The 19595-nt window shown below is 40.4% G+C and carries 18 protein-coding genes and 1 other annotated feature; of the genes, 14 read left to right on the plus strand and 4 right to left on the minus strand.

The window, feature by feature from the left end; translation table 11 throughout:
* Positions 1-10: 10 nt before the first annotated feature.
* Positions 11-2512 (minus strand): transglycosylase domain-containing protein, encoded by a 2502-nt coding sequence (locus BK583_RS06485; RefSeq protein WP_180316894.1) that lies wholly within the window; start codon positions 2510-2512, stop codon positions 11-13.
* A gap of 104 nt (positions 2513-2616) precedes the next feature.
* Positions 2617-2826: a binding site (T-box leader), on the plus strand.
* Positions 2827-2870: 44 nt separating this feature from the next.
* Here BK583_RS06485 and tyrS point away from each other — a divergent pair.
* A complete protein-coding gene (tyrS, locus tag BK583_RS06490) occupies positions 2871-4115 on the plus strand; it encodes a tyrosine--tRNA ligase (RefSeq protein WP_055736211.1) in 1245 nt (414 codons plus the stop codon).
* A 67-nt stretch (positions 4116-4182) separates the two neighbouring features.
* On the opposite strand, the gene rpsD is transcribed toward tyrS, so the two are convergent.
* Both rpsD and BK583_RS06500 read right to left on the minus strand, forming a co-directional pair.
* The gene (gene rpsD, locus BK583_RS06495; protein ID WP_035393914.1) at positions 4183-4785 is read right to left on the minus strand and encodes a 30S ribosomal protein S4; all 603 of its coding nucleotides are present in this window, start codon (positions 4783-4785) and stop codon (positions 4183-4185) included.
* 211 nt (positions 4786-4996) lie between these two features.
* A complete protein-coding gene (locus BK583_RS06500) occupies positions 4997-5494 on the minus strand; it encodes a GAF domain-containing protein (RefSeq protein ID WP_038481979.1) in 498 nt (165 codons plus the stop codon).
* Between the two features lie 166 nt (positions 5495-5660).
* On the opposite strand from BK583_RS06500, the gene refZ reads away from it, so the two are divergent.
* The gene (gene refZ / locus BK583_RS06505) at positions 5661-6293 is read left to right on the plus strand and encodes a forespore capture DNA-binding protein RefZ (protein WP_038481976.1); all 633 of its coding nucleotides are present in this window, start codon (positions 5661-5663) and stop codon (positions 6291-6293) included.
* Here refZ and hisJ read toward each other — a convergent pair.
* Positions 6283-7077 carry a histidinol-phosphatase HisJ gene (gene hisJ / locus BK583_RS06510; protein ID WP_055736212.1) on the minus strand — a complete coding sequence of 265 codons (795 nt, stop codon included), beginning with the start codon at positions 7075-7077 and terminating at the stop codon, positions 6283-6285. The two genes, refZ and hisJ, sit on opposite strands and share 11 nt — an antisense overlap.
* Positions 7078-7267: 190 nt before the next feature.
* Between hisJ and ezrA the strand changes: the two genes are divergently transcribed.
* The 12 genes from ezrA (at position 7268) to BK583_RS06570 (ending at position 19559) form a co-directional block, all read left to right on the plus strand.
* Positions 7268-8965 carry a septation ring formation regulator EzrA gene (ezrA, locus tag BK583_RS06515; RefSeq protein ID WP_055736213.1) on the plus strand — a complete coding sequence of 566 codons (1698 nt, stop codon included), beginning with the start codon at positions 7268-7270 and terminating at the stop codon, positions 8963-8965.
* Positions 8966-9294: 329 nt separating this feature from the next.
* Complete coding sequence (locus BK583_RS06520) at positions 9295-10425, plus strand: cysteine desulfurase family protein (RefSeq protein ID WP_055736214.1); 1131 nt, start codon at positions 9295-9297, stop codon at positions 10423-10425.
* Positions 10425-11630, plus strand: coding sequence for a tRNA uracil 4-sulfurtransferase ThiI (thiI, locus tag BK583_RS06525; RefSeq protein WP_055736215.1), 1206 nt, complete (start codon positions 10425-10427; stop codon positions 11628-11630). The genes BK583_RS06520 and thiI overlap by 1 nt, the downstream gene beginning before the upstream one ends.
* Before the next feature lie 76 nt (positions 11631-11706).
* Positions 11707-11907: an alpha/beta-type small acid-soluble spore protein gene (locus BK583_RS06530; protein ID WP_038481964.1), complete on the plus strand. Its 201-nt coding sequence runs from the start codon at positions 11707-11709 to the stop codon at positions 11905-11907.
* A gap of 96 nt (positions 11908-12003) precedes the next feature.
* Complete coding sequence (locus BK583_RS06535) at positions 12004-13590, plus strand: amidohydrolase (RefSeq protein WP_055736216.1); 1587 nt, start codon at positions 12004-12006, stop codon at positions 13588-13590.
* Positions 13587-14549 (plus strand): signal peptide peptidase SppA, encoded by a 963-nt coding sequence (gene sppA / locus BK583_RS06540; protein ID WP_051667579.1) that lies wholly within the window; start codon positions 13587-13589, stop codon positions 14547-14549. The genes BK583_RS06535 and sppA overlap by 4 nt, the downstream gene beginning before the upstream one ends.
* Positions 14550-14560: 11 nt before the next feature.
* Complete coding sequence (locus tag BK583_RS06545; RefSeq protein ID WP_055736217.1) at positions 14561-15103, plus strand: RDD family protein; 543 nt, start codon at positions 14561-14563, stop codon at positions 15101-15103.
* A gap of 58 nt (positions 15104-15161) precedes the next feature.
* The gene (locus tag BK583_RS06550; protein ID WP_038481955.1) at positions 15162-15836 is read left to right on the plus strand and encodes a DUF2953 domain-containing protein; all 675 of its coding nucleotides are present in this window, start codon (positions 15162-15164) and stop codon (positions 15834-15836) included.
* Between the two features lie 15 nt (positions 15837-15851).
* Positions 15852-16298 carry a GerW family sporulation protein gene (gene ytfJ / locus BK583_RS06555; RefSeq protein ID WP_078440075.1) on the plus strand — a complete coding sequence of 149 codons (447 nt, stop codon included), beginning with the start codon at positions 15852-15854 and terminating at the stop codon, positions 16296-16298.
* A gap of 118 nt (positions 16299-16416) precedes the next feature.
* Positions 16417-16917 carry a thiol peroxidase gene (gene tpx / locus BK583_RS06560; RefSeq protein WP_055736219.1) on the plus strand — a complete coding sequence of 167 codons (501 nt, stop codon included), beginning with the start codon at positions 16417-16419 and terminating at the stop codon, positions 16915-16917.
* Between the two features lie 291 nt (positions 16918-17208).
* Positions 17209-18195, plus strand: a complete 987-nt coding sequence (locus BK583_RS06565; protein WP_055736220.1) for a class I SAM-dependent methyltransferase — start codon at positions 17209-17211, stop codon at positions 18193-18195.
* Between the two features lie 179 nt (positions 18196-18374).
* Complete coding sequence (locus tag BK583_RS06570; RefSeq protein WP_038481943.1) at positions 18375-19559, plus strand: acetate kinase; 1185 nt, start codon at positions 18375-18377, stop codon at positions 19557-19559.
* Positions 19560-19595: the final 36 nt, after the last annotated feature.

Here is a 19595-nt window from a genome sequence, read left to right on the forward strand (position 1 = left end):
GCTTACTTGTTTATTCTTCATCATCAGAGTTTGAATCGTCGTCTTCGTCTGTTGTTACCTCATCTGTGTCTTCATCATCAGAGTCTTCATTTTCATCGTCTTCCTCTTCATCAGAACGATCGTTCTCTTCGTCTTCTTCTTCGTCATCAGAAGAGCTATCGTCGTCTTCATCATCATTATCTTCACGACGTTCGTCTCTTTCTTGTTTGCGTAATTCATCCAGTTGCTTTTGAACCGTGCTTTTTAATTCACTTTGGAAAGGTGACAAGCCATCGATTCGAGACAATAGATTGTTATTATAAAGATCCGTTGTAACTAAATCTTCTTCGTCACAAATGGCGTTTGAAGAACCGCCTGTTAATCCGCATACTCGGCGCTCGGTTAGCCCACTTGGTCGCTGAAATCTCGTTCCTTCAGCCGTCATCAGGCTTGGTTTCACACTATACGCTGCATTGGCAATGTTGGCCCATATATTTTGCGTACGCTCACCAGTACCCATTCCGTTGTAGCGCTCTAACAATGGTGATTGTTTGCTGCCTGTATACCCGTTCCAAACTCCAAGGGAGACATAGGGGTTTGACGCAACAAACCATGAATCAATATTCTCATTAGATGTACCTGTTTTACCTGCCCAGTCGGCGCTAAAATTTAGTAAACCTGGAACTCGACTAGCTGTTCCGCCACTAGTATTAACAACATCCCGCATCATATCGACGAGTAAGTAATTTGATTGTGGGCTAATGTAGTTGAATTCTTTCTTTTCGTGTTCGTACACAATTTCCCCATTGTATGTTTCAATTTTCTCAATCATGTATGCTTCAGGCCGTTTTCCATCGTTCGCAAAGGCAGAGTATGCAGAGACAATTTGTTCTACCGTTGCGCCTCCACCGCCAATTGCCGCTGATTCAACAGTTGACATGCTGGTAACACCTGATGATTCAATTAACTGCTGTTTTAATTCCTCTGGTACGTGCCACCATGCTTTAACAGCAGGTACGTTGCGGGAACGCTTTAAAGATTCACGTAGCGTAATATTCCCATCATGACTAAGGTCCCAGTTGTCAATTGGTTCTCCATCTACTCTACGATTAGTCGGTGTATCTGGAATGACAAGCCCTGGCTGGGTCACGCCTGCTTCCAAAGCACCGGCAAAAGGTAGGATTGGCTTAATCGTTGAACCAGGTGAACGTAAACGAGTCGTATAATTTAACTGATTATCTAAATTTTCTTCCCTTCCACCAACGAAACTAAGTATCGCTCCTGTACGGTTATCAATTAAAACGGCACCGACTTCTTCTGAGTCCCCATTGCCATTATTCGGACCGAAATAATAATCAGAATGGCTAGCAGCATCATTCATTACGCTATATAATTCTTCATCAATGGTTGTAGTAATTTTGTATCCGCCGTTTTCAATTCGATTTTGCACAATCCCGCGCATTTCCTCTTCCTCTAAACTTTGTGCGCTAGCACTAAGCTGATCCCAACCTTCAAAAGACTCTTTCTCTATTGTAAGCAATACTTCTGTTGCACGCTGGAGAATTTCAGATGTTAGTCTGGGGTGTCTGGCCATTGGATCTGGAGCATACTCGATAAAATCAGCGGCAAGGTCGTAGTCAAGGGCTTCATCACGCTGCTCTTGGTCAATGTACCCACTCTCATACATACGATTAAGAACTGTACGAAAGCGATTAAATCCTGGACGTAAGCCATCTTCATCTTTCAAGTCCGCATCACCCGTAAACGGTGTGTAGCCGAATGGGCTTTGTGGCATCCCAGCCAAATAGGCTGATTGAGCTAAATTTAACTCAGACGAAGCTACGCCAAAAATGCCCATTGAAGCCGCTTGTATGCCTTCTACATTTCGACCTGAAGCATTTCGTCCAAATGGAACCACATTTAAGTAAGCTTCTAAGATTTCGTCTTTTGACATGAAATGTTCTAGGCGCATGGCAAGCATAATTTCAGTTGCTTTCCGATCAAACGACACCTCGTTAGAAAGGACTTGTTGTTTAATTAATTGCTGGGTAAGTGTACTTCCACCTGTTTGAACAGATGAATTGGCGATTTCTTGCATCGTTGCGCGAAGCAGAGCTTTTGGAACAATGCCTTCGTGCTCGTAAAAATGTTCATCTTCCGTTGCAACAATTGCCCATTTTACTTCATCTGCTATGTCATCTAGTGTCACAATGTCTCGCTCAACATCACTTCGTATTTTTCCTAAATAGACGTCATTAGCTAAATAGATTTCACTCGTTTCTGTTAAAGACCCTACATGGGTACGTAATTCTTCTTCTGAGTAAGACTGCTCATCATGGACAAGAGATGCAAAATAACCGGCAGCTGTCCCACCAGCTAAAAGAACGAGTAAAAACCCGACAATAAGTGCAACAAGTAGTAAATTCCAAAGTACTTGGTAGGTGATGCCTACCTTACGAAAAAAATGAATGTCGGCAAGCTTTTGATTCACTTGCTCAAAGGATTTTCTTACATGTAATAGAAAAGATTTCATTGTTTCCCCCCTATAAAGGTGAGTATACCATAAATGAGAATACGGGCATACACGTTCTGTTGACTTTAAAAACGAGGTATGATAAAACTAAGTTTATACTTAGTATACAAGCGTTGAAAAGTCGAAGTATGCCTATGATGTTGTAGACAGTAGAGAGTTAGCGGACGGTGAAAGCTAGCACGCGTCATAAGCAGAATTACAGCTGGGAGCTTTCTTTGTGTTTAGCACAAAGACGGGAAAACCGTTATCGTTAGAGTGGAAGGCTTATTCTGCCTTCAACAAGGGTGGTACCGCGACGAATGTTCGTCCCTTTTTGGGAGGAGCTTTTTTTGTGTTCAAAAATAGAGGAGGAAGAGAGATGTCAGAAGAAAATCAGTTAACTGCTGAACAAATAAATCGAGTAAATGAGCAAGTTGAAACGCTAATGCGTGGGGTTGTAGAAATTGTGCCAGAAGAAGCCTTTCGCAAAAAAATTGAAAAAAGTGTGCGCACAGGTAAGCCCCTTAACATCAAATTAGGAATGGATCCATCTGCGCCTGACGTGCATATTGGTCATACCGTTGTGCTTCAAAAGCTCCGTCAGTTTCAGGAATATGGTCATCATATTCAATTGCTCATTGGTGATTTCACAGGAAAGATTGGAGATCCAACTGGAAAATCAGAAACACGTAAAGTGTTAACAGACGAGCAAGTAAAACAAAACGCACAAACCTATGTAGAGCAATACGGCAAAATTTTAGATATGAATAAAACCGAAATTCTGTATAATTCCCACTGGTTATCAGAATTGAAGTTTGAAGATGTATTAAATTTAGCTGGCCAAATGACAGTTGCCCGTATGTTAGAGCGAGAAGACTTTAATAAACGTTATAAGTCTGGTCAAGCGATTTCTGTTCATGAATTTTTCTACCCACTTATGCAAGGATATGATTCTGTGGCAATGGATACAGATATTGAAGTGGGTGGTACAGATCAGACGTTTAATCTCTTGATGGGCAGACAGTTACAAGATGCGTACGGTAAAGAAAAGCAAGTCATGATGACACTTCCTCTAATTGAAGGGTTAGACGGTGTTCGTAAAATGTCTAAGTCATTAAATAACTATATTGGTATTGATGAAGCCCCAAATGAAATTTTTGGTAAATCTATGTCCATTCCAGATGAGTTAATGGCGAAATACTTTAAGCTTGCAACAGATGTACCGATGGAAGAAGTAGAAGCCATTGAAGCAGGGTTAAAAGATGGTTCTGTTCATCCTCGTGATGCGAAAATGCGCCTCGGTCGTAAGTTAGTTGAAATGTACCATGGTGAAGAAGCAGCAAAAGAAGCGCAACAATATTTTGAGACAGTCTTTCAAAAACGAACGTTACCAACGGATCTACCTGTTGTAGATTGGACTGGAGATACGGACGTATCCATCATTGATTTACTTGTTGAGTTGAAACTTCAAAACTCAAAAGGGGAAGCCCGACGCATGATTCAAGGTGGCGGCGTCAAGATTAATGAAGAAAAGCAAGATGATATAAAGACGATCGTAACAGTGGAAAACGATATGATTGTGCAAGTTGGAAAGCGGAAATTCGCGAAATTACGTTTAGTATAAGGACTTGCGGCGATGCAAGCAAAAAAAAACGTCTACCTTTATCAGGCAGACGTTTTTTACGTGCTTATTAACGAGAATACCACTCAACGATAAGTGCTTCTGTGATTTCAGCAGGAAGTTCAGAACGCTCAGGAAGACGCGTGTACGTTCCTTCAAGCTTTTCTTCGTCAAATGATACATATGCTGGAGTGAAGTCATTTACTTCTAAAGACTCTTTCACTGCAGTAAGGTTGCGAGAACGCTCACGAAGAGAGATCGCTTGACCAGGCTTTACGCGGTAAGATGGGATATCTACACGAGAGCCATCTACCATTACGTGACCGTGGTTAACAAGTTGACGAGCTGCACGACGTGTGCGAGCAAGACCTAAACGGTAAACAAGATTGTCTAAACGAGACTCAAGAAGAATCATGAAGTTTTCGCCGTGGATACCAGACATTTTGCCAGCATCATTAAAGATACGAACGAATTGACGCTCATTAACGCCGTACATATGACGAAGCTTCTGCTTTTCTTGAAGCTGAAGCGCATATTCAGAAAGTTTTTTACGTTGGTTTGGACCGTGTTGACCTGGAGCGTAAGGACGCTTCGCAAGTTCTTTTCCAGTGCCGCTTAGTGAAACACCAAGACGACGAGATAATTTCCAAGATGGACCTGTATAACGAGACATAAGTAGTCTCCTCCTTGTTATTTTGATTTGCAAAATAACAACCTGTCTGACAATCTCTGAATGTAAGTTATTCCATTTTCATGCACCTTCGCTTCGACAGCTAGAAGTTACACAGTGCACCTCATACCTTGCAGCCGCGAGGAATGGAATAAAACAAACAACAGCTTGTCTCGGCTGTCTTTCACACCGAATAATCATACTTAACATTTGCTTAAAAGTCAAGGTTTGCTTTTAAATAGGGCTCTATTGTTGCAACGAATTGCTCTAAATAGTGCTGATCTTCCTCCGTAAAGCGATTTTTTAGTGGACTATCGATATCCAACACAGCAATGACCTTTCCATCATACCGCACTGGAACAACTAGTTCCGAATTTGAAGCTGCATCACAGGCAATATGACCAGGGAAGGTGTGAACATCTGCAACCCTCATCGTTTTATTCTCAGAGACCGCCGTACCACAAACCCCTTTTCCAATAGCTATGCGCGTACAAGCAGGTAATCCTTGAAAAGGACCTAAAACAAGTTCGTTTTTATTTAATACGTAAAAGCCAACCCAGTTAATATCCGTTAAAAATTGACCAAGCAAAGCACTTGCATTCGCATAATTTGCTATCGTGCTTGGTTCATCCTCTAGTAGCGCTTTTGCTTGTTTTAGAAGCAATTCATATGCTTCTTGTTTATCATTTGAATATGAGCTTGTTGAAAACATGACAGATTCTCCTTTTATGATACAATAATCGCCTTTTTATCTCGGTATTTGTCTAAAAATATTTGGTCTAGAATTGGATTCTTTAACAGGAGCTTGTAAGAGCAAGTCGAATACAGAAGTAAGTGAAAAGATCGTGCGCAATCGACTCTTATCGGAGGGGATCCAAATGAGTGATCAAACAAAAGATTCTATTAAGCTTGCTGCAACGCGGCTCTTTTATACGAATGGTTATCATGGTACATCTGTCCGAGATATTGCCAAGGAAGCTTCGGTTAATTCTGCTTTAATTTCTTATTACTTTGGTGGGAAACACGTCTTATTTGAAACGCTACTCATTGAATTTTTCGAAGGCTACATTCATTCTATAGAAGAAGCTATGCGCACATCAGATGGCGACTTACATCAAGTATTATCCCAATTATTTAAACGAGTCTTTACGTATCAACAATCGTGCCATTTACTTGCACGGATGGCGCATCGTGAAATGACAATGGACTCTACACTCGTACGTGAAGTGATGAGTACGTATTTGAGAAAAGAGCAATTTCTTCTAGAGCAAGTTATTCAGGTTCATCTTAGTGCAAAGCAAATGAAACGAGTACCAATTGATTTAACTGTTCTTCATTTACGAAATATGTTAACACTACCTTTTTCATCTCCGCAATATTTAAAAGAACTGTTTTTAGTTGCGCCAGATGACCATCTGTTTATGAGACGATACGTGACACATGCCGAGCAGTGGATGCGATCGTTATTAGAAACAAAGGATGTTAAACGACTTCATTTAGTTAGAAGTTAGGAAGCAAAGCATCATATCCGCTTTTTAAACCGGATACAGTGTGGGCATCTGATCCGTAAATAAGCGGAATGCCCATCTCTCTAGCCTTCTTCGCCATAAAAAGAGGTGGATACGTTTCTTGACAGTCAGGCTTTGTGACGCCTGCACCGTTATAATCCAATTCTAGATTTTGCGCTCGAACTTCTTTTAATATGCGCATCCACTCTGTTGTAAAAGACTGACTGGCTGGGTAGCGTAGTTGATATTTTCTACAAAGTGTCATATGCCCAATCCGTTTTGGCTTAAAAGAGCCTAGTGAAGCATCGATGGACAATTGCACAGTTTGATAATAAAGACGATATAAAGCGTCCACACCTCCAATTTTTTCTGCAAGGGACCAGAAGCCATCGGCGCTGTAGTCTAAGCAATGATAACCGTTGGTTGTTTGTAAGAAGTGTACTGATAAAATACTGTCTTCTAAACACGGTCCAAGCTCATTTAGCATAGCAGTCGTTTCTTTTTCAAAACCGACAATATAATCAACTTCCAAACCAGCGAGTATGCGTAACGATTTGGCGTAGTCGCTTTTTAACTGTTTTATTGTGGCAAAATAAGCAGGAACATCGTCCCAACGCATCGCACTGTCTTGAGCTGGGGTAGGGTCTTTAAAACCCTCGGGAAGAGGGGCGTGCTCTGTAAATGAAAGCTGAGTAATCCCTTGTTTGATGGCTTCTTCACAATAAGAGGCCATTGTGTCTGCCGATCCATGCGGACAATAAGGTGTGTGGACGTGACCATCTACCATTTCTATTAAAAACCTCCTTAGTCTGTGAATAACAATTGAATCGGTTTTAGGTAATGCGAAAATTGTCTTGAAGTGATCTGTTGAATCTACACACAAACTGTCGCTTTCATGATATTATAATACGTATTAGAAAACGGATAAACTAGAAATTTAGCAGAGGATGAAAGAGCTTGTCGGAAGGGAGTCTCCAGTGGATATTATTGTTGGTATCGTTGTCGTCTTATTAATTGTGGTTGTAATTGGTACAGTTGCTGGAATGTTAATTAGGCGAACAATACATAAATCAGTCGATGAATTAGATAATCGAAAAAATCAAATACTTAATCGGAATATTTCAGAGGAAATTTCAAAAGTGAAAAAGCTGAAAATGTCTGGAGAAACTGAACAGAAATTTGAAAGCTGGCGAAAAGATTGGGACGAAATTCTCGAGTCTATTTTACCTAGCGTTGAAGAGCAACTTATTGAAGTTGAAGAATTAGCTGGTAAATACAGAATTACGAAGGCGAAAGATCAGCTGAAATGGGTTGAAAATCGACTTCTTTCTGTTGAACAGCAGCTCGATTTAATGGTAGAAGACATTGATAAGCTCGTTTCTGCAGAAGAAAAGAATCGCAGTGAAATCGCTGTAATAAAGGAGCTATACCAAACGCTCTCTGCTGAATTGTTAAAGAAACGAGGCTCGTTTGGGGAATCCATTAAAGCCCTCGATGAAGAGATGAGTCATGCTAAACAAGCGTTACTTGCTTTTGAAGAGTCTACACAAAATGGAAGTTATCTGCAAGCAAGAAAGCAGCTTTTGCAAATTAAAGATTCTCTCTATATTTTAAATGAGAAGATGGAGCGCATCCCTCACCTTCTTATGCAAGTCCGCTCTACACTTCCTGGTGAACTATCAAACTTACAGTTAGGCATTAAAGAAATGGAAGAAGACGGTTATCATCTTGAAACATTCTCTTTTGGATCAAAAATCTCCATGCAAAAAGAAGAGATTGATCAGGCGTACATAGCATTAAAAGAATTAAATGTGGATGAAGCGGCATCAGCACTTGAATCACTTCAAACAGAAATTGATGAGATGTACGAAACTCTTGAAAAGGAAGCAAATTATAAAAGCAAACTGTTAGCGCAAGTTCCTGCTTTAAAAGCTCAAGTGGAAAAAGCCTATCAAAATATGAAACAGCTTATTGATGAAACAACGCAAGTGGAAAAAAGCTATATGATTGCAGCGGAGGAAATTCAGCTCCAACAAACGTTGCAAAAAAACTTGCGAAATGTACAGAGCCAGCTCACGCTTATTATGGATGTATTCGAAAATCGTAAACAATCGTTTTCTTCTATTTTTGAAATGACTGAAGAATGGCGAAAGCAAATGGAAGAGCTTTCTAGTGGAATTGAAGAAAGCATTGACCGTTTAAAAAGACTGCGAAAAGACGAAATACAAGCACAAGAGACAGTTAGTCAATTGCGCGAGCTAGTGCTTGAATCAAAGCGACTGCTTTATAAAAGTAATTTACCAGGGGTTCCGGTTACCTATTTAGAAGCTTTAGATGAAGCAGAAGGAAATATCAATAGAGCAATTGAAGGACTTGAATCCTTTCCTCTCGAAATGACAGAGGTAGAAGCCCTCGTTCAAGATGCCGTAAGAGTTGTTGAAGGAAACAGTGCTGCGATTAAAGAAATGGTCGAAACCGCACAAATGGCAGAGCTTGCCATTCAATATAGTAATCGTTATCGTGGGCAGGATGATGCTGTTCGAAAAGAGCTTGATGAAGCGGAGCAAGCTTTTCTAGAATATGATTACGAAAAAGCCCTCGCCATTGTTCAAGAAGCTGTTCAACGCTACGAGCCAGATTTACTTAATAAAGTGACAAAACATCTTTCAGCTTAAAGAGGCTGGGACAAAAGTAGATAGACAGACCAAAATGACGAACATTCCTGAAAATAGGAACGTTCGTCGTTTGTTTTATATGAACATTAGCGGAAGGAGAATCCGAAGACTCTGGAGTGGCGCTTTTCCACGGAGGAGGCCTAGGCCGTGTCCCGGGAAAGCGAAGGATTCTCCTGTAGCGGTGCGACTCAGCATATTTTAGACTATTCGTCTTTTCAAATACTACTTGTAGTTATGTCCCAGCCTCTTTTTTTGTCTGCACAAACAACGTATCTATGCTAAGATTAGCTGTGATTGTACAGTGTTTATAGGTTAAAGGAGTTCGTTACATGATTTATCTTGACAATAGTGCAACAACAAAACCTTATCCAGAGGTCTTAACATTATATACAACGATTTCTTCGCAGTATTTTGGAAACCCCTCATCCCTACATTCATTAGGAATGCAAGCGGAGCAGATATTGAACCACGCAAGAAAGAAAATAGCCCAGTTTCTGTCTTGTCAAAAAGAACAGCTAATCTTTACAAGTGGCGGTACAGAAGCAAATGTCTTCGCCATAAAAGGCATTGTGACAAAAGAAAAGGCTGCACATATTATTACGACCACCGTTGAGCACGCTTCTGTGTACGAAACAATTCGACATTTAGAAGAGGTCGGTCATGAAGTGACCTATCTTCAAGGCGATGCTTTTGGGAGAATAACGGTGGAGCAAGTGAAAGGAGCTATCAAGAAAAACACAGTGCTTGTTAGCATCGGTCATGTGCAAGGAGAATTAGGAACGATCCAGCCCATTCAGGAACTAGGGGAGATGCTATCAGCTTATCCGAGAATACAGTTCCATGTTGATGCTGTGCAAAGCTTGTTAAAAGTATCGATTGGTTCGCTAGCAAAAATAGATTTAATGACGTTATCTTCTCATAAAATTCATGGAACAAATGGAACAGGGTTGTTGTATGTGAAAAACCCATCTCTAGTCAAGTCTCTCCTACATGGCGGTGGTCAAGAACAATCCCTTCGGCCAGGTTCAGAACATGTAGCAGGAATTGCATGTTTTGCAAAAGCCCTCGAAATGGGAGCAACGGTTGCGGAGAAAGAGCAAGGACGTCTTTTGTCACTGCGAAATCGATTGGTACACGAACTGGAGCAACTACCAGGGGTGTTCATCAATTCAGCTATCGACACTAGTGCGCCACACATTTGTAATATCTCTATATCAAAGATTAAAGCAGAAGTACTGGTACAATCTCTGTCTCAAGAAAAAATATACGTTTCAACTCAATCAGCATGTTCAACCAAAACAGGTGCGCCAAGCCGGATTTTACTAGGTGCAGGACATGATCGTGAGCGTGCAGAAACGGCAATACGAATTAGTATGTCTTTTTTAACAACGGAAAAAGAGGTCACCACTTGTATAGAGGCACTAAAACGACTCGTTCCAAAACTTCAGGAGGTAACATAATGAATATCGATCACATTGTAGTACGTTACGGTGAACTGGCATTAAAAGGAAAAAATCGGAGTCATTTTGAAAAGCTTCTCCTTGCTAATATACGTAAAGTATTAAAGCCGTTTCCAGGTGTAACGGCAAAACGAATTCAAGGGAGAATCATTGTTCACTTACACGGTGCGGACGAAACACCCATTCAAGAAGCATTAAAAAACGTTTTCGGTATTTATTCTTTTAGTTTAGCCATGCAGGTGGAGAATGACGTAGATGCAATAAAAGAAGGTGCTCTTTTTTTTATTGAAAAACTTCATCCGAATGTTAAAACGTTTAAAGTCTCAGCTAGACGGGCGAATAAAGGATTTCCGGTTCAATCTCAACAACTTAACCACTTAATCGGAGGACACATCTTACGTTCTTTGGATGGATCCATAAAAGTAGATGTTCATCATCCTGAACTTGAGCTATCCATTGATGTGCGTGATGCAGGCACGTATATAACAGGAGGTGCAATAGAAGCAGCGAAGGGGCTTCCAGTCGGAGCAAGTGGAAAAGTGTTGCACATGTTGTCTGGAGGAATTGATTCGCCTGTTGCGGCCCATATGTTAATGGGACGTGGCGCCCAGATCGAAATGCTTCACTTTCATAGCCCACCATATACGAACGAACGAGCTAAACAAAAGGTTCTTGATTTAACAAAGGAACTAACAAAATACGGGACAAGCATTAAGGTGCACCTTGTTCCATTTACAGAGATTCAAACCCATATTCATAAAGAGGTTCCCTCTAATTATGAGATGACGATTATGCGCAGAATGATGTTACGAATTGCAGATGCATTTGCTAAGAACAACGGTATTTTAGCGATTTCGAATGGAGAAAGTCTTGGACAAGTGGCTTCGCAAACGTTGCAGAGTATGAATACGATTAATGAAGTTACGACGTTGCCTGTTATTCGACCGTTAATCGCGATTGATAAGGAAACAACGATTGCCTATGCAAAACGAATTGGGACATATGAAACATCCATCTTGCCATACGAGGATTGTTGTACCATTTTCTTACCAACAGACTCCAAGACGAAGCCAAAACGAGAAGGCGCCTTAAAATTTGAGCAATATGTGGAGATTGAAAAAAAATGTGAAGACGCCTTAAATAGGGTTGAGACAGTTCATATCAACGCTTTTGAAGGCAGTTCTTCCGTTGAATCGTTATTTTAAAAAATTTCCAGTGATTTTCTATGTATGTTATTTCCTCTTTCGCACATTCTAGAAGTACCGAAGGAGGTGAAACAACATGGCAAACTCAAACTCAAACAACTTAGTAGTACCTGGTGTACAACAAGCTCTTGACCAAATGAAATACGAAATCGCTAGCGAATTCGGAGTAAACCTTGGTCCTGATACAACTGCTCGTGCTAACGGATCTGTAGGTGGTGAAATCACTAAACGTCTAGTAGCTCAAGCTGAACAACAAATGGGTGGATATCAAAAATAATTTCATATTCATGGCTAGGAGCAGGGTTTCCCTGCTCCTTTTTCATGTTCTCATTTGATGTCTAATGCTATACTTAATACAAAAAGGAGGGGGAGCATGGGAACACTTCTTTATAACGCAGTCATTTATACGATGGAATTAGAAGGGGAGCAAGTAGAGGCACTTTACATAGAAGAAGGAAAAATTGTCGATTGTGGTTCCTCGAAGCGCTTATTGGAAAAATGGTCTAGGCAAGCTTCGAGAGCGAGAAATCTAAATGGCGCTTTTATTTATCCTGGTTTCGTAGATAGTCATCTTCATTTAATTGCTCACGGACAAAAGCTACTGCGATTGGATTTATCACAGTCTACTAAGAAAGACGCGTTAGCGAAATTGGAAGCACAATCTGTGCAGGATGGGGAATGGATCGAAGCGTTAGGTTGGAACGAGCACAATGATCCAGATCATGCGTTATTAACAGTGACTGATTTAAACAAGATTAGCATAAACCAGCCTATATTTGTTATGCGTATTTGTCGTCATGCAGCAATTGTCAATCAAAACGTTCTTGATTTAGCCGGAATTGATCGATTTACACCTGACCCGAAAGGTGGGAAAATTGAACGCGATGAACATGGAAACCCTAATGGCATTTTGCATGATGCCGCTATACAGTACGTCCAAGCTGTCATGCCCCCTCTGTCAAAAGCGTCGGTAAAAAATGCGCTTCAGACGGCTATTAATGATTGCCATGCAAAAGGGCTAACAGGAGGTCATAGTGAAGATCTTCATTATTACAACGGTCTTGCTGAAACAGTAGACATCTACCAAGAAGTTGTGAATGAAAAAAAGCCGTTCCGTGCTCATTTACTCATTCATCATGAAGAACTTTCTGCATATGACGCATCACCTTATACACAACAACAAGCATTAAGCCCCTATGTAGAGTTTGGTGCGTTAAAGATTTTTGCAGATGGTGCTCTTGGTGGCAGAACAGCCGCTTTAAGTGAACCTTATGAAGATGATCCGAGTACATCTGGATTGTTAATTCATAATCAGACTGCTCTTTACGATTTGGTTTACCAAGCAAGGAAACGACAGTTAGCGGTAGCGATTCACGTTATTGGCGATCAAGCATTGGAGTTAGCGTTAACAGCCATTGAACAAAATGAAACAGTAAATCAGCGTGATCGACTTATTCATGTTCAAGTAGCGAGAGAGGATTTAGTGCAACGTATGGCAAAATTGCCAATCGTCATCGACGTGCAGCCACATTTTGTTGTGTCTGATTTTCCTTGGGTAGAAGAACGGCTTGGGGAAGAGAGAATGTCGTTTTCTTTTGCATGGAAAACGCTGCTAGAGACTGGCATTCATTGTGCAGGGGGGTCTGACGCACCGATAGAACCAATCGAGCCTTTGAAAGGGATGCATGCAGCAATTTTTCGTAAAAACGACCAAGGTACTTATAATGTTAAGGAAGCATTAACCCCCTATGAAGCAGTAGCGTTATTTACGACAGGAAGCGCCTATGCCATTGAAAAAGAAGCTACACGAGGAAAAGTTAAGATCGGTTATGACGCAGATCTTACGATACTTGATCGAGACCTATTTAGAGGTGGAGAAGAGGCATTTAGCCAAGCGAGGGTTTTGGAAACGATTGTAAATGGGTATACGGTTTATGAAAAAGGAGGAGTATCAGAATGAAAGCAAGAAGATGGATTGCATTAGGAATTAGCGCCTTTGTGCTATTGTTTACACTGATTACGACCATTTCAGTGGCATTTAATACATATTCAGCACCAGTTCTTGGAGGGTCTGACCAAACGATTATAAGTGATGGTGATCCTAGTGGACAGATCGCGTTACTTGATGTGACTGGTCCAATTATTGATACAGGAGAGCCTGGTTTATTTGACACAGGTGGTTATGACCACGCTGCTTTTTTAACAGAGCTTGATACGGCAATGACAGATCGTAATGTACAAGGGATTATTTTGTCAGTAGACACACCTGGTGGTGGTATATTAGAATCTGCAGAAATTCACCGTGCCATTGTCGAAACGAAAGAATTAACAGATAAGCCTGTGTATGTTGCTATGGGCGGTATGGCTGCTTCAGGAGGCTATTATATAGCTGCACCAACCGATCGAATATTTGCAACCCCACAAACACTAACAGGCTCCATAGGGGTTATTATGAGTTCCTATAATGTAGCTGAACTTCTTGACAACATTGGAATAGAAGAGCAAGTATACAAAAGTGGTCCTTATAAAGATATTCTATCTCCAACGAGAGAGCCACTTGAAGAGGAAGATGAAATCATTCAAGCGATTGTCGATGAGTACTATGATGAATTTGTAGATGTCATTGCCCAAGGTCGCGATATGGAAGAAGACCGTGTACGTGAACTTGGTGACGGCCGTATTTATACGGGACGACAGGCGTTAGAAGAAGGACTAGTCGATGACTTAGGCTCGTTAGAAGATGCGATTTCCGCTATGCGTGAAGAGTTAGGAAGTAATTATCAAGTCGTATCAAACGATGAATTTTTGAATTTCGGAAACTTATTTGGATTAACGTTGCAGCAATTATTTGGGAACGATAGCCCGATCAAAATTGATTTTAATCAACCAAAGCCATACTACATGTACAATCATGAATGAGGTGTGAACAAATGGAGTATACAACAGGATCAGTACGATTAAAACGACACCTTAGAACAGCAGATGCCACCGAGATCAATGTAGAAGAGGCACATCCCCAAACCTATCGTTATGCTGGATTTTGGATGCGATTTTGGGCATTTATAGTTGATTTATTAATTGTTGCAGGCTTAAATGGTGTGCTCGTTAGTACATGGGTTCCGCTCATTGCAGACGGAGATTCACGGTGGGGATTTTTTGCCACGGTCTTCTTACTACCGAGTGTTCTTTATGCTATTGTTTTCTTTCTTTACTTTGCTTTAATGACCCGCTATTTTCAACAAACGTTAGGAAAGATGATTTTTGGCATTCGCGTCATCTCAACGAATGGTGCAAATTTAACATGGAGTCAATTGTTTTTCCGAGAAGGGGTAGGACGTTTTTTACAACATGCCCCTCTGTTAGGAAATCTTAATGGGCTTGCTTACCTTGTTGTCGCATGTACACCAAAAAAACAAGGCATACATGACTTATTTGCTGAAACGTATGTTGTCCATATTGATGAAACCAGCTAAATGATTAGCTGGTTTTTTTTTATTTAGTTGAGCATAGTAAAGAGAAGGAGGTATTTTTATGCTTGTATGGATTGTACTACCATTAATCATTCTACTTGTCATTTTACTAATTATGTTATTCATACCAATTAAAATACATATCCGCTATGCTCATCATCAGGAAGATGACTTGCTAACCCTGTCCGTATCTTTTTTAGGCTTGAAAGTATATAAACTGGAGGTGCCTGTCATTCATGTAAATACTTTAACCCAAACGGTCACAGCCGAAGAAAAAGAAGAATCGCTCTTTAAGGATAAGAAAAAAAACAAAAAGTGGGGAATAGAAAGTCTTAAAAACTATGTCAAAACGGCAAAACGATTTGCGGCTCATTTTCCGAAACTAAAACAAAGGGTGTATCGTTTTTTAGCAAAAGTTACATGCAAACATGTGACATGGAAAACAGAGTTCGGAACAGGAGATGCTGCGATAACTGCACAGCTAGCTGGACTAATCTGGACGATAAAATCATTTTGTATAGGATGGATCCAAGCGAAAGTAAATTGGAAAGGTGAAAAAAGACTAGAAGTAACGCCACATTTTCAAGTAAAGGGCTATCGCATGTTTGTATCGTGCATAGTCACCTTTACATTGTGGCACGCTATAACTACATTGCTGTTGTTAGTAATCAGTTACAAAAAAATTGAAAAGCGTTTTAAACCAGCTTCAAGTGGTGAACGTTATTTTCATTCATAAAGGAGCATACATGAAATGGAACATCCTATTCAAGGTTTAATGAAAACTGCTATGGAAAACATTAAAGCGATGGCAGACGTCAACACTATTGTCGGTGATCCAGTTGAAACACCTGATGGCAGTGTTATTATGCCTGTGTCTAAAGTGGGTTTTGGCTTTGCTGCTGGAGGAAGTGAGTTTTACACAGAGCATTCGCAAACTTATGCTGAACAAGGGCATCCTTTTGGCGGAGGGAGTGGAGGTGGCGTGTCTATTACGCCTATCGCTTTTCTTGTAGTGAATCACAAAGGCGTTAATATGGTACACCTTGACAGTTCAACTCACTTATACGAACGCTTATTAGACTTAGCGCCTCAAGCGTTTGAAAAAATTCAACATCTTATGAAGCACGACGGACATGTCCACCATGACAACCATCACGTTTCACACGATGATGACCCTTATGAAGATCCAATTGTATAACCAATAAAAGTGTAAAGACCTCTGTCTTTATGCTTTTTTACTTACTAGTGAGGTGCGTCATTTTTGCATTAATCAAGGAAGAGACGGTATGATAAGAAGATAAAGGAGTGGATTACATATGACGCAAGTAACGTTTAAGCAAAAGCCAGTTACATTAGTAGGTAAACAAGTACAAGTTGGTGATAAGGCACCTGACTTCCGTGTGCTAGCAAATGATTTAACGGAAGTGACTCTAGCTGATTTTAAAGGAAAAGTAAAGCTAATAAGTGTTATTCCTTCTATTGATACAGGTGTGTGTGATGCGCAAACCCGCCGTTTCAATGAAGAAGCAGCAACTTTAAATAATACGGTTGTATTAACAATTAGTGTCGATTTACCTTTTGCTCAAAGAAGATGGTGTGCTGCAGAAGGAATTGATGAAGTGAAAACATTATCTGACCATAAAGAGGTTGATTTTGGCCAAGCGTATGGTGTGTTAATTGATGAGTTGCGTTTACTAGCACGCTCTGTATTCGTCGTAAATGAAGAAGACGAAGTGATTTATGCGCAATATGTGAACGAAGTGAGTGAGCATCCAGACTATGATGCAGCATTAACAGCAATAAAAGATCGGTCATAAACGGTAACGTGTCTTAAAAACGTTCATAGTAGTCAGATGAACATAAACACATGAATAGAGATAGAAAATGGAAGATCTCCATCATGGAAGTACATCTAATTGACTAGATTGAAACGTAAGAACTAGAGTGGCGGAGCGCATTCGACGGTGATCATGGTAGGAGAACGGCAGCTTAGAAACATAAGAGCGATCTATGTGAAAAAAGCTAAAGCGTTGTCTAAGAACATTTGCCGTCGATAGCGCTTTTTCATTTGCTAAATGTGAAAATGAGAACAAAAGGGTGAACGTTGTATGGAACAAACCAATGTAACAGCGCTATATGAGTATTTAGACGAATCTGCTAAGGTACTAGAGCACGTACTGGATGTAACCTATTTAGACGCGTTAGCAGAAGCAGGAGACAATTTATTTGAACAAGCCATTATTCAAGACCTTGCTAGTGAACGTAAGGAACAGCTTCTTCCGTTAATGGAGCGAGTAAGTTCTATGACGTTTACGAAAGAAGACGTTCGAAAAGCATTTCAACTTGCTGTAATGAAAGGAATGAAAGGGGTTGTTCAGCCTAATCATTCCATGACCCCTGATGCAGTTAGCTTGTTCATGAGCTATTTGGTGAATAAGCTACAGAAGACAGATTCAAAAGGGGATGTCCTCGATTTAGCGGTTGGATCTGGAAACTTGCTTTTCTCAATTTGCAACCATGCAGAAGGTCGAATTGATAAGGCCTATGGCTTTGAAGTGGATGAGACGTTGTTAAAGAACGCTTTTGCAAGTGCTAATTTGCAACAGCATGAAATACAGCTGTTTCACCAAGATAGTTTGCTTGTCAACATGCCTGATGTTCATCTTGTCGTAGCAGATTTGCCTGTAGGTTATTATCCAAAAGATGATATCGCACGTACCTATGATCTAAAAGCGGAATCAGGGCATTCGTATATTCATCATTTAATGATTGAACAAGGTATTCGTGCTCTTCAACCAGGAGGTTTTGGCTTGTTACTCGTACCAAATTTTATTTTTGAAAGTGACCAAGCCGACAAACTTCATGCTTATTTAAAAGAGCACGCGGTGGTTTTAGGCTTACTGCAGTTACCAGCGTCAATGTTTTCCAATAAGCAACAGCAAAAAAGCATCTTAATGATTCAAAAGAAAGCGGAAAAAATGAAGAAGCCACAGCAAGCCCTTCTTGCAGAGCTACCATCGTTTTCGAACGTAACTGCGATGCAGGAAATGATGAGTAGTATTAATAAGTGGTTTAAGGAGCAACTTGGTCGCTAAGAGCGCTAGGTATCATGTGAGCATGGTACCTTTTTTTTTATAAAAAAACTATGAGAATTCACAGTAAATTTTAATTATTTCCATGTATGCGCTTAACCGATTTTGTCCGCTTGAAATGACGTATGGAGAATGCTTAAATGGTAGAGATGGCTTTAGACTAAAGGAGTGCAGTAAAAATTATGGCTACGATTATGGCAATTAATGCAGGGAGCTCATCCCTAAAGTTTCAACTACTCTCAATGCCGGAAGAGACAATTATTACAAAAGGTCTTGTTGAGCGAATTGGATTGAAAGACTCTGTTTTTGCAATCGAGAAAAATGGAGAAAAGCACGAAACCACAGCAGATATTGCGGATCATTCCGAAGCTGTGAAAATTTTACTTGATAAACTAACAAGCTTGAATATCATTTCCTCTCTAGATGATATTGAGGGGATTGGTCACCGTGTTGTTCATGGCGGCGAGAAATTTAATGATTCAGTTCTTATATCAGACGATGTTTTGGCAGGGATCATAGAAGTGTCGGAGTTAGCTCCACTTCACAACCCAGCAAATATTACAGGAATAAAAGCCTTTAAAGAAGTGCTTCCAAATGTACCGGCAGTTGCAGTATTCGATACGGCTTTCCATCAAACGATGCCAGAACACGCATACTTGTACAGCCTTCCATATGAATACTATACAGAGTACGGTATTCGTAAATATGGATTCCATGGCACCTCTCATAAGTATGTGTCTGAGCGAGCTGCTGAAATGCTTGGTGAGCCACTTGAAAACTTAAAAATGGTTTCTTGTCACTTAGGAAATGGAGCAAGTATTGCAGCTATTGATGGTGGTAAATCAATTGACACGTCAATGGGTTTTACCCCCCTTGCAGGCGTAACAATGGGCACACGTTCTGGTGATATTGATCCGGCTCTTATTCCGTTTATTATGGATAAGACAAATCAAACGGTGGCAGAAGTGATTTCTACGTTAAACAAGGAAAGTGGACTACTTGGTCTTACAGGTTTTTCAAGTGATTTACGAGATATTGAAAGTGAAGAAGCAAAGGGTAATGAGCGTGCAAAGGTAGCTCTTGATGTCTTTACTTCAAGGATTCAGGATTATGTTGGTTCTTACGCAACACGTATGGGCGGCATTGACGTTCTTATTTTCACAGCGGGAATCGGTGAAAATAGTACCGTTGTTCGCGAACGTGTTCTAAAAGGTTTAGAATTCATGGGAATCGAAGTCGATTTGTCCAAAAATAATGTACGTGGAAAAGAGACGTTCTTACAAACTGCGGATTCAAAAGTAAAAGTCTTGATTGTTCCTACAAATGAAGAAGTTATGATTGCTCGTGATACTGTTCGATTAACGTAATAAGAAAAAAGGCTTTCCCATTAGGTTGTGTTGCTA

Origin of the sequence: Shouchella oshimensis (genome assembly GCF_002019765.1) — a bacterium.
Lineage (GTDB): Bacteria > Bacillota > Bacilli > Bacillales > Bacillaceae_D > Shouchella > Shouchella oshimensis.

Excerpts from the sequence above, each read along its gene's own strand:
- rpsD (WP_035393914.1), bottom strand. The coding sequence starts at position 4,785 with ATGTCTCGTTATACAGGTCCATCTTGGAAATTATCTCGTCGTCTTGGT.
- BK583_RS06570 (WP_038481943.1), top strand. The coding sequence starts at position 18,375 with ATGGCTACGATTATGGCAATTAATGCAGGGAGCTCATCCCTAAAGTTT.
- BK583_RS06545 (WP_055736217.1), top strand. The coding sequence starts at position 14,561 with ATGGAGTATACAACAGGATCAGTACGATTAAAACGACACCTTAGAACA.
- ytfJ (WP_078440075.1), top strand. The coding sequence starts at position 15,852 with ATGGAACATCCTATTCAAGGTTTAATGAAAACTGCTATGGAAAACATT.
- tyrS (WP_055736211.1), top strand. The coding sequence starts at position 2,871 with ATGTCAGAAGAAAATCAGTTAACTGCTGAACAAATAAATCGAGTAAAT.
- tpx (WP_055736219.1), top strand. The coding sequence starts at position 16,417 with ATGACGCAAGTAACGTTTAAGCAAAAGCCAGTTACATTAGTAGGTAAA.
- refZ (WP_038481976.1), top strand. The coding sequence starts at position 5,661 with ATGAGTGATCAAACAAAAGATTCTATTAAGCTTGCTGCAACGCGGCTC.
- BK583_RS06500 (WP_038481979.1), bottom strand. The coding sequence starts at position 5,494 with ATGTTTTCAACAAGCTCATATTCAAATGATAAACAAGAAGCATATGAA.
- BK583_RS06485 (WP_180316894.1), bottom strand. The coding sequence starts at position 2,512 with ATGAAATCTTTTCTATTACATGTAAGAAAATCCTTTGAGCAAGTGAAT.
- sppA (WP_051667579.1), top strand. The coding sequence starts at position 13,587 with ATGAAAGCAAGAAGATGGATTGCATTAGGAATTAGCGCCTTTGTGCTA.
- BK583_RS06530 (WP_038481964.1), top strand. The coding sequence starts at position 11,707 with ATGGCAAACTCAAACTCAAACAACTTAGTAGTACCTGGTGTACAACAA.
- BK583_RS06520 (WP_055736214.1), top strand. The coding sequence starts at position 9,295 with ATGATTTATCTTGACAATAGTGCAACAACAAAACCTTATCCAGAGGTC.
- BK583_RS06535 (WP_055736216.1), top strand. The coding sequence starts at position 12,004 with ATGGGAACACTTCTTTATAACGCAGTCATTTATACGATGGAATTAGAA.
- BK583_RS06550 (WP_038481955.1), top strand. The coding sequence starts at position 15,162 with ATGCTTGTATGGATTGTACTACCATTAATCATTCTACTTGTCATTTTA.
- thiI (WP_055736215.1), top strand. The coding sequence starts at position 10,425 with ATGAATATCGATCACATTGTAGTACGTTACGGTGAACTGGCATTAAAA.
- BK583_RS06565 (WP_055736220.1), top strand. The coding sequence starts at position 17,209 with ATGGAACAAACCAATGTAACAGCGCTATATGAGTATTTAGACGAATCT.
- hisJ (WP_055736212.1), bottom strand. The coding sequence starts at position 7,077 with ATGGTAGATGGTCACGTCCACACACCTTATTGTCCGCATGGATCGGCA.